Source organism: Azohydromonas sp., from assembly GCF_035325925.1.
Lineage (GTDB): Bacteria > Pseudomonadota > Gammaproteobacteria > Burkholderiales > Burkholderiaceae_C > Calidifontimicrobium.
The window spans coordinates 1-9,420 of the sequence record NZ_DAOKZA010000076.1 but is presented as its reverse complement, the minus strand read 5'-3'; the positions used below and the strand labels follow the sequence as shown (position 1 = coordinate 9,420).

Sequence of the window (9,420 nt, the reverse complement as noted above, 5' to 3'; positions counted from 1 at the left end):
CCGTTGTTCTCGACGATGTAGACCATGCGCACGCGCCGGCGCATCGCGTGCGCGAACTGGCCCAGCCCGATCGACGCCGAGTCGCCGTCGCCCGACACGCCGAGGTACAGCAGGTCGCGGTTCGCCAGGTTGGCGCCGGTCAGCACGCTGGGCATGCGCCCGTGCACCGTGTTGAAGCCGTGGCTGGCGCCGAGGAAGTAGTCGGGCGTCTTGCTCGAGCAGCCGATGCCCGACAGCTTGGCGACGCGGTGCGGCTCGACGTCGAGCTGCCAGCAGGCCTGCACGATCGCCGCCGACACGGCGTCGTGGCCGCAGCCGGCGCACAGCGTCGAGACCTTGCCCTCGTAGTCGCGGCGCGTGTGGCCGACGCGGTTGCGCGCCAGCGTCGGGTGGTGCAGCGGCGGCTTGGCGATGTAGGTCATGCGCTCTCCTTCGGCGCGGTGGCGCGATCGATCACGTGAGCGGTGATCGCGCGCGTGACGAAACGCGCGGTGATCGGCGTGCCGTCGTAGTGCAGGATCGGCACCAGCTTGCGCGGGTCGCACTGCAGCGCATCGACGAGCAGCGTGCGCATCTGCGCGTCGCGGTTCTGCTCGACGACGAACACCTCGTCGTGCGCGGCGACGAACTCGGCGACGGCGGGCGGGAACGGGTAGGCGCGCAGCCGCATCGCGTCGAGCGCGATGCCGGCGTCGGCCAGCGCGGCCAGCGACTCGTCCATCGCCGGGCTCGTCGAGCCGAAGTAGATCGCGCCCAGCCGCGTGCGCCGCGGCGCGGCGCGCACCACCGGCGGCGGCACCAGCGTCGCCGCGGTGGCGAACTTGGCCAGCAGCCGCTGCATGTTGTAGACGTAGTCGCCGCCCGCCTCGGAGTAGCGCGCCTGCGCGTCACGCGTGGTGCCGCGCGTGAAGTACGCGCCGCGGCTCGGGTGCGTGCCCGGCAGCGTGCGCCACGGGATGCCGTCGCCGTCGACGTCCTTGTAGCGCGCGAACTCGCGCCCGGCCTCGAGCTCGTCGCCGCTCAGCACCTTGCCGCGGTCGTGGCGCCGCGCGTCGTCCCACGCGAACGGCGCGCACAGGCGCTGGTTCATGCCGATGTCGAGGTCGCTCATCACGAACACCGGCGTCTGCAGCCGGTCGGCCAGGTCGAGCGCGAGCGCCGCGTGCTCGAAGCACTCGTGGGGGTCGGCGGGCAGCAGCAGCACGTGGCGCGTGTCGCCGTGCGACGCCCAGGCGCACGAGATCAGGTCGGCCTGCTGCGTTCGCGTGGGCATGCCGGTCGACGGCCCGCCGCGCTGCACGTCGATGATCGTCACCGGGATCTCGGCGAAGTACGCCAGCCCGATGAACTCGGTCATCAGCGACACCCCCGGCCCCGACGTGGCGGTGAAGGCGCGCGCGCCGTTCCAGCCGGCCCCCGTGACCATGCCGATCGACGCGATCTCGTCTTCGGCCTGCACGATCGCGTAGCGCCTCTCGCCGCTGTCGGCGTCGACGCGGTACTTCGCGCACCAGCGCTCGAAGGCCTCGGCCACCGACGAGCTCGGCGTGATCGGGTACCACGCGCACACGGTGGCGCCGCCGTAGACGCAGCCCAGCGCCGCCGCCGCGTTGCCGTCGACGAAGATGCGCTCGCCCACCGCGTCGGCGCGTTCGACGCGCAGCGCGATCGGCTTGAGGTGGTCGCGCGCGAACTCGCGGCCGGCGTGGAACGCGCGCTTGTTCGACTCGAGCAGCCGCTCCTTGCCGCGGTACTGCTCGCCGAGCAGCTTCTCGACGACGGCGGGGTCGATGCCCAGCAGCGCCGCGAGCGCGCCGACGTACATGATGTTCTTGAACAGCTGGCGCTGGCGCGCGTCCTCGTAGGTGGCGTTGCAGATCGCGGTCAGCGGCATGCCGATGGCCACCACGTCGTCGCGCAGCGCGCCCGGCGGCAGCGGCCGCGTGCTGTCGTAGAACAGGTAGCCGCCGGGCTCGAGCTCGGCCATGTCCTGCGCCCAGGTCTGCGGGTTCATCGCGACCATCATGTCGACGCCGCCGCGCCGCCCGAGCCAGCCCAGGCCGCTGACGCGCACTTCGTACCAGGTCGGCAGCCCCTGGATGTTGCTCGGGAAGATGTTGCGCGGGCTGACCGGCACGCCCATGCGCAGGATCGCCTTGGCGAACAGCTCGTTGGCCGACGCCGAGCCCGAGCCGTTGACGTTGGCGAACTTGACGACGAAGTCGTTGGTGCCGCTGATCGGCTTCATGCCGGCACCCCCTCGCGCTTCTTCGTGTCGCGGCACGCCGGGCCGGCGTAGGTCGGCTTGAACAGGAACTTCTGCATGTCCCACGCCCCTGTCGGGCAGCGCTCGGCGCACAGCCCGCAGTGCAGGCACAGGTCCTCGTCCTTGACCATGATGCGCGCGGTCTTCAGCGGCGCCCCGACGTACAGTGCCTGCTCGACGTTGGTCGCCGGCGCGTTCAGCCGCGTGCGCAGCTCGGCTTCGTCGTCGCCGTCGTGCGTGAACGTGATGCAGTCCATCGGGCAGATGTCGACGCAGGCGTCGCACTCGATGCACTGCTTGGCGGTGAACACGGTCTGCACGTCGCAGTTCAGGCAGCGCTGCGTCTCGCGGTAGGCGGCCTCGGCGTCGAAGCCGAGTTCGACCTCCACCGCGATGCTCGCCAGCGCCGCCTCGGCCTTCGCCCACGGCACCTTGTGGCGCGCGTCGAGGCTGGGCGCGTTGTCGTAGCTCCACTCGTGGATGCCCATCTTCTGCGACATCAGGTTCACGTGCGGCGCCGGGCGCCGGCGCGGGTCCTCGCCGTGCAGCAGCCGGTCGATCGACACCGCCGCCTCGTGGCCGTGGGCCACCGCCGTGATGATGTTCTTCGGCCCGAACGCGGCGTCGCCGCCGAACAGCACGTCGGGGCGCGTCGACTGCAGCGTCGCCGCGTCGAGCACCGGCAGGCCGTGGCGGTCGAACTCGACGCCGCAGTCGCGCTCGATCCACGGGAACGCGTTCTCCTGCCCCACCGCGATCAGCACCTCGTCGCAGGCGTGGAACACGTCGGGCGCGCCGGTGGGCACGAGCCGGCGACGGCCGTGCTCGTCGACGCGCGCCTCGACGATCTCGAACGTCATGCCCTCGAGCACGCCGTCGCGGTGCACGAAGGCCTTCGGCACGTGCCAGTTGAGGATCGGGATGCCCTCGTGCATCGCGTCCTCCTTCTCCCACGGGCTGGCCTTCATCTCGTCGAAGCCCGAGCGCACGATGACCTTGACGTCGGCGGCGCCGAGCCGCCGCGCCGAGCGGCAGCAGTCCATCGCGGTGTTGCCGCCGCCGAGCACGATCACGCGCGGCGCGACCTTCGCGACGTGGCCGAACGACACCGACGCCAGCCACTCGATGCCGACGTGGATGTGCGCCGCCGCCCCGGCACGACCCGGCAGGTCGAGGTCGCGCCCGCGCGGCGCGCCGCAGCCGACGAACACCGCGTCGAAGCCCTCGGCGAGCAGCGCGCGCATCGATGTGACCGGCGCGCCGCCGCGGAACTCGACGTTGCCCGAGTTCAGCACGTAGCCGGTCTCCTCGTCGATCACGCGCTCGGGCAGGCGGAAGCGCGGGATCTGCGTGCGCATGAAGCCGCCGGCGCGCGCCTCGGCGTCGATCACCGTGACGTGATAGCCCAGCGGCGCCAGGTCGCGCGCCACCGTCAGCGACGCCGGGCCGGCGCCGACGCAGGCCACGCGCTTGCCGTTGCGCGCGCCGGCCAGCGGCATGCGCGCGCGCACGCCCTCGCCCTTGCGGTCGGCGGCGACGCGCTTGAGGCGGCAGATCGCCACCGGCTCGGGCTTGGCCAGGTTGTTGTGCTCGACGCGGCCGCGCCGGCACGCCGGCTCGCACGGGCGGTCGCAGGTGCGCCCGAGGATGCCGGGGAACACGTTGGACACCCAGTTGACCATGTAGGCGTCGTCGTGACGCCCCTGCGCGATCAGCCGGATGTACTCGGGAACGGGAGTGTGGGCCGGGCAGGCCCATTGGCAATCGACGACCTTGTGGAAGTACGCCGGGTCACTCGTGTCGGTGGCACGCACGCTGTCTCCTGCTGCTGGCGCGCCGCCCCGCACGGGCGCGGGAAGCGCGCAGCGTTGCTCTCGTGATCGGACCAGTCTACGTCGGCGCCCCGGCGACCGGCCGGGTCACCCCGCGGCGATCGTGCATTGCGGCGCGTCGGCGCCACAGCCGCCGCGGCGATCAGCCGTGGCGGATCGCCACCGTCTTCACCGTGGTGAAGCCGCGCAGCCCCTCGAAGGCCTTCTCGCGCCCGTAGCCCGAGTGCTTCATCCCGCCGAACGGCAGCTCGATGCCGCCGCCGGCGCCGTAGTTGTTGACGAACACCTGCCCGGCGACCAACCGGTGCGCCAGGCGCAGCGCGCGGCTGCCGTCGCGCGTCCACACCGCGGCGGTCAGCCCGTACGGCGTGCCGTTGGCCAGCGCGACCGCCTCGTCCTCGCCGTCGAAGGCGAAGGCCGCGAGCACCGGGCCGAAGATCTCCCGCTGCGCGAGCGGGTGCGACGGCGCGACGCCGTCGAGCAGCAGCGGCGCGAAGTAGAAGCCGCCGGCCGGCGCGTCGTCGACGACCGCGGCGCGCGCCACCGCGCGCGCGCCGTCGGCCTGCGCGGCGTCGACCAGGCCGGTCACGCGGTCGAGCTGGCGGCGGTTGATCAGCGGTCCGCAGTCGAGCCCGCGCGTGCCCGGCCCGACGCGCAGCGCCGCGAAACGCTGCGCCAGGCGTTCGAGCACGGCGTCGTGGATCGCGCGTTCGACGAGCACGCGGCTGCCGGCGGTGCAGGTCTGGCCGGCGTTCTGCACGATCGCGTTGACCACCACCGGCAGCGCCTCGTCGAGGTCGGCGTCGGCGAACAGCAACTGCGGCGACTTGCCGCCGAGTTCGAGCGTGACCGGCACGTGGTTCACCGCCGCCGCCTGCGCCACCGCGGTGCCGGTGGCCGCCGAACCGGTGAAACTGATGTGGTTCAGTCCCGGGTGCGCGGCCAGCGCCGCGCCCGCCTCGACGCCCAGCCCGCAGACGATGTTCAGCGCCCCCGGCGGCAACCCGGCGTCGAGCGCCAGCGACGCGACGGCCAGCGGCGTCAGGCACGCGTCCTCGGCCGGCTTGACGACGCAGGCGTTGCCGGCGGCCAGCGCGCCGCCGACCGAGCGGCCGAAGATCTGCGCCGGGTAGTTCCACGGGATGATGTGCCCCGTGACGCCGAACGGCACGCGCAGCGCCATCACGGTGCTGCCGGCGGCGTAGGGAATGGTCTCGCCGTGCAGCTTGTCGGCCGCGCCGGCGTAGTACTCGAAGTAGCGCGCGCAGGCGGCGATGTCGACACGCGCCTGCTGGATCGGCTTGCCGGTGTCGCGGCACTCGAGCTGCGCGAGCGACTCGGCCTGCTGCGTGATCAGCGCCGACAGCCTCGCCAGCACGCGCCCGCGTTCGGTCGCGGTCAGGCGGCCCCAGGCGCCGTCGAACGCGGCGCGCGCGGCGCGCACCGCGGCGTCGACGTCGGCGGCGCCGCTGCGCGGCAGCGTCGCGAACGGCTGACCGTCGGACGGGTCGACGACCTCGATCGTGTGTCCTTCGGCCGCGGGGCACGCACGGCCGTCGACGAGGTTCAGGTGCTCGGGCAAGGCGGTCACGGCGCGGTCTCCACGGCAGCGCCCGCCAGGCGCGGACGCGCGGGCAATGTAGCACCGGCGTGCGGCGACAATCCCGGCCCGTCCGCCACCGCCCCGCCCTGCCCGATGACCCCGACGATGCCCGGCCGGCGCAGGCGCGCGAGCGCGCTGGCCCGGTCGCTGCCCCTGACGCTGGCCCTGTCGCTCGTCCTGTCGCTGGGGCTGGCCGCGTGCCGGCCCCGCGGCGAGGTGCCGAACGCGTGCCGCCTGCCGCCCGGCGCCACGGTGCTGGCGATCGGCGACTCGCTGACACGCGGCCACGGCGCCGACGGCCAAGGCTACGCCGAGCAGCTGCAGGCGCTGCTGGCGCGCGACGGCTCGGCGCACGCCGGCGTCGAGGTCGTCAACCTCGGCATCGACGGCGAACGCAGCGCGGGACTGCGCGCGCGCATCGACGACGCACTGGCGGCGCACCGCCCGGCGGTGGTGCTGATCACCAGCGGCGGCAACGACTTCCTGCGCCGCGTCGCCGCCGACGAAACCCGCGCGCACCTGCGCGCCGTCGTCGATCGCGTGCGCGCCGCCGGGGCCACGCCGATGCTGTTCGCCGTGCCCGCACCGACGCTCGGCGCGGCGGTGGGCCTGGCCGACGCGCACCCGCTGTACGCCGAGCTCGCCGACGACACCGGCGTGCACGTCATCGACGGCGTCGTCGCCGACGTGCTGTCGCGCGACGCGCTGCGTTCGGACCGCATCCACCCGAACGCCGCCGGCTACGCGCGCATGGCGCAGGCCGCCTTCGACGCGCTGCAGCGCTGCCGCTGAACGGCGGCGGCGTTCAGTCGTCGCGCACGCAGTCCACCGCGTAGCGCTTGCGCCCGTCGTCGTCGACCTCCTCGATCAGCCCGTGCACGTCGGTGTCGAAGCCGGGGAAGGCGGCGTTGAAGGCGCGCGTGAAGCGCAGGAAGTCGACGATCTTGCGGTTGAAGCGCTCGCCGGGGATCAGCAGCGGGATGCCCGGCGGATACGGCGTCAGCAGCGAGGTGGTGACCCGCCCCTCGAGCCGGTCGATGGGCACGCGCTCGGTGGCGCGGTGCGCGATGCGCGCGTAGGCGTCGGTGGGCGTCATCGCCGGGTGCAGGTCCGACAGGTACATCTCGGTGGTCAGCCGGGCGACGTCGCCCTGCGCGTACATCTGGTGGATCGCCTGGCACAGGTCGGCCAGCCCCATGCGCTCGTAGCGCGGGTGCTTGGCGCAGAACTCGGGCAGGATGCGCCACAGCGGCGCGTTGCGGTCGTAGTCGTCCTTGAACTGCTGCAGCGCGGTCAGCATCGTGTTCCAGCGGCCCTTGGTGATGCCGATCGTGAACATGATGAAGAACGAGTACAGCCCGGTCTTCTCGACCACCACGCCGTGCTCGGCGAGGAACTTGGTGACGATCGACGCCGGGATGCCGGTGGCCGCGAAGCGCCCGGCCACGTCCAGGCCCGGGGTGATGATGGTGCTCTTGATCGGGTCGAGCATGTTGAAGCCCGCCGACAGGTCGCCGAAGCCGTGCCAGTCGTCGGCGGCCTTGAGCACCCAGTCGTCGGCGCGGCCGATGCCCTCGTCGGCCAGCCGCTCGGGGCCCCAGACGCGGAACCACCAGTCGTGGCCGAACTCGCGCTCGACCTTGCGCATCGCGCGGCGGAAGTCCAGCGCCTCCTTGAGGCTCTCCTCGACCAGCGCGGTGCCCCCGGGCGGCTCCATCATCGCGGCGGCGACGTCGCAGCTGGCGATGATCGCGTACTGCGGGCTGGTGCTGGTGTGCATCAGGTACGCCTCGTTGAACAGGTGCTGGTCCAGCCGCACGTGCTGCGAGTCCTGCACCAGCACCTGCGACGCCTGCGACAGCCCGGCCAGCAGCTTGTGCGTCGACTGCGTCGCGTAGACCACCGTCGACTCGGGTCGCGCGCGCTTCTTGCCCATCGCGTGGTAGCTGCCGTAGAAGGGGTGGAACGCCGCGTGCGGCAGCCAGGCCTCGTCGAAGTGCAGGTTGTCGATCCAGCCGTCGACCATGCCCTTGATGGCTTCGGTGTTGTAGAGCACGCCGTCGTAGGTGCTCTGCGTCAGCGTCATGATGCGCGGGCGGACCTGTTTCGGGTCGACGCCGGCGAGCAACGGGTTGGCGGCGATCTTCTTCTCGATCGCGCTGCGCGAGAACTCGGTCTGCGGGATCGGACCGATGATGCCGTAGTGGTTGCGCGTGGGCGTCATGAACACCGGCACCGCGCCGGTCATGATGATCGCGTGCAGGATGCTCTTGTGGCAGTTGCGGTCGACCACCACCACGTCGCCCGGCGCCACCGTGTGGTGCCAGACGATCTTGTTGCTGGTGCTGGTGCCGTTGGTGACGAAGAAGCAGTGGTCGGCGTTGAAGATGCGCGCCGCGTTCTTCTCGCTGGCGGCCACCGGGCCGGTGTGGTCGAGCAGCTGGCCCAGTTCCTCCACCGCGTTGCACACGTCGGCGCGCAGCATGTTCTCGCCGAAGAACTGGTGGAACATCTGCCCCACCGGGCTCTTCAGGAACGCCACGCCGCCCGAGTGCCCGGGGCAGTGCCAGCTGTACGAGCCGTCCTGCGCGTAGTCCATCAGCGCCTTGAAGAACGGCGGCGCCAGCCCGTCGAGGTAGCTCCTGGCCTCGCGGATGATGTGGCGCGCGACGAAGTCCGGCGTGTCCTCGAACATGTGGATGAAGCCGTGCAGCTCGCGCAGGATGTCGTTCGGGATGTGCTGGCTGGTGCGCGTCTCGCCCGACAGGTAGATCGGGATGTCGGCGTTGCGGAAGCGGATCTCGCGGATGAACTTGCGCAGCGCCTGCACCGCCGGCCCCTCCTCGCCGCCCTCGGCGGCGATCTCCTCGTCGTCGATCGACAGGATGAAGGCGCTGGCGCGGCTTTGCTGCTGCGCGAACTGCGACAGGTCGCCGTAGCTGGTGACGCCGAGCACCTCGAAGCCCTCCTTCTCGATGGCCTGCGCGAGCGCGCGGATGCTCAGTCCCGACGCGTTCTCGGAGCGGAAGTCCTCGTCGATGATGACGATCGGGAAGTGGAAGCGCAGCATGGCGGGCGGTCGTCGCGGGCGGCGAGGGGTTGGCGCAGCGCGCAGTGTAGGCCGCGGCGGCGGCTTCACCCCGCCGGCTTCGCGACGGCTGGCGTTGGCTAGACTGCCTCGCCCTCCCGCCACGATGCGCCGTCGATGTCCCCTCCGCCCTTGCCCCGCAACGTGCTCGGCACCTCGCTCGTCGCCTGCTCGTACGACCCGCTCACCGGCTGGCGCCGCGACGGCTGCTGCCACACCGACGACGACGACCACGGCAGCCACGTGATCTGCGCGCGCATGACCGCGGCGTTCCTGAACTTCCAGTTCGAGCGCGGCAACGACCTGATCACGCCACGCCCCGCGATGCGCTTTCGCGGCCTGAAGCCGGGCGACCGGTGGTGCGTGTGCGCGCTGCGCTGGCGCGAGGCGCTGCGCGCCGGGTGCGCGCCGCCGGTGGTGCTCGAAGCCACGCACGAGCGCGCGCTGCAGGTGGTCACGCTCGAGCAGCTGCAGCAGCACGCGTGGAGCGCGGTGGGATAATCGCGCGCCGCGACGGCCCCGAGCGTCGCGACGTCCCGCGGAGGGATGGATGAGTGGTTTAAGTCGCACGCCTGGAAAGCGTGTGTGGGTGAACAGCCCACCGCGGGTTCGAATCCCGCTCCCTCCGCCA

The 9,420-nt window shown here is 72.2% G+C and carries 7 protein-coding genes and 1 tRNA gene; 3 read left to right on the top strand and 5 right to left on the bottom strand.

Annotated elements, in window-relative coordinates:
- The 4 genes from PKC53_RS17790 to PKC53_RS17775 form a co-directional block, all read right to left on the bottom strand.
- Window positions 1–422, bottom strand: a 422-nt coding sequence (locus PKC53_RS17790) for a thiamine pyrophosphate-dependent enzyme (RefSeq protein WP_324431065.1), incomplete at its 3' end; no start/stop codon positions are given.
- Entirely contained in the window at window positions 419–2,248 is a 1,830-nt protein-coding gene (locus PKC53_RS17785) for a 2-oxoacid:acceptor oxidoreductase subunit alpha (protein WP_324431063.1), read from the bottom strand. The genes PKC53_RS17790 and PKC53_RS17785, both read right to left, overlap by 4 nt.
- The gene (locus PKC53_RS17780; protein ID WP_324431060.1) at window positions 2,245–4,080 is read right to left on the bottom strand and encodes an FAD-dependent oxidoreductase; all 1,836 of its coding nucleotides are present in this window, start codon (window positions 4,078–4,080) and stop codon (window positions 2,245–2,247) included. The genes PKC53_RS17785 and PKC53_RS17780 overlap by 4 nt, the downstream gene beginning before the upstream one ends.
- A 160-nt stretch (window positions 4,081–4,240) precedes the next feature.
- Complete coding sequence (locus PKC53_RS17775) at window positions 4,241–5,680, bottom strand: aldehyde dehydrogenase family protein (protein WP_324431067.1); 1,440 nt, start codon at window positions 5,678–5,680, stop codon at window positions 4,241–4,243.
- A gap of 114 nt (window positions 5,681–5,794) precedes the next feature.
- Here PKC53_RS17775 and PKC53_RS17770 point away from each other — a divergent pair, with 114 nt between their 5' ends.
- The gene (locus tag PKC53_RS17770; protein ID WP_324431058.1) at window positions 5,795–6,493 is read left to right on the top strand and encodes a GDSL-type esterase/lipase family protein; all 699 of its coding nucleotides are present in this window, start codon (window positions 5,795–5,797) and stop codon (window positions 6,491–6,493) included.
- A 13-nt stretch (window positions 6,494–6,506) separates the two neighbouring features.
- Here PKC53_RS17770 and PKC53_RS17765 read toward each other — a convergent pair whose 3' ends face one another.
- Window positions 6,507–8,771, bottom strand: coding sequence for an arginine/lysine/ornithine decarboxylase (locus tag PKC53_RS17765; protein ID WP_324431057.1), 2,265 nt, complete (start codon window positions 8,769–8,771; stop codon window positions 6,507–6,509).
- A 135-nt stretch (window positions 8,772–8,906) separates the two neighbouring features.
- Here PKC53_RS17765 and PKC53_RS17760 point away from each other — a divergent pair, with 135 nt between their 5' ends.
- Both PKC53_RS17760 and PKC53_RS17755 read left to right on the top strand, forming a co-directional pair.
- Window positions 8,907–9,290, top strand: coding sequence for a DUF2237 domain-containing protein (locus PKC53_RS17760; RefSeq protein ID WP_324431055.1), 384 nt, complete (start codon window positions 8,907–8,909; stop codon window positions 9,288–9,290).
- 39 nt (window positions 9,291–9,329) lie between these two features.
- Window positions 9,330–9,420 (top strand) — tRNA-Ser (locus PKC53_RS17755).

Bases quoted from the DNA above. Each gene is read 5' to 3' on its own strand.
- PKC53_RS17785 (WP_324431063.1), bottom strand. From the start codon at position 2,248: ATGAAGCCGATCAGCGGCACCAACGACTTCGTCGTCAAGTTCGCCAAC.
- PKC53_RS17770 (WP_324431058.1), top strand. From the start codon at position 5,795: ATGACCCCGACGATGCCCGGCCGGCGCAGGCGCGCGAGCGCGCTGGCC.
- PKC53_RS17765 (WP_324431057.1), bottom strand. From the start codon at position 8,771: ATGCTGCGCTTCCACTTCCCGATCGTCATCATCGACGAGGACTTCCGC.
- PKC53_RS17760 (WP_324431055.1), top strand. From the start codon at position 8,907: ATGTCCCCTCCGCCCTTGCCCCGCAACGTGCTCGGCACCTCGCTCGTC.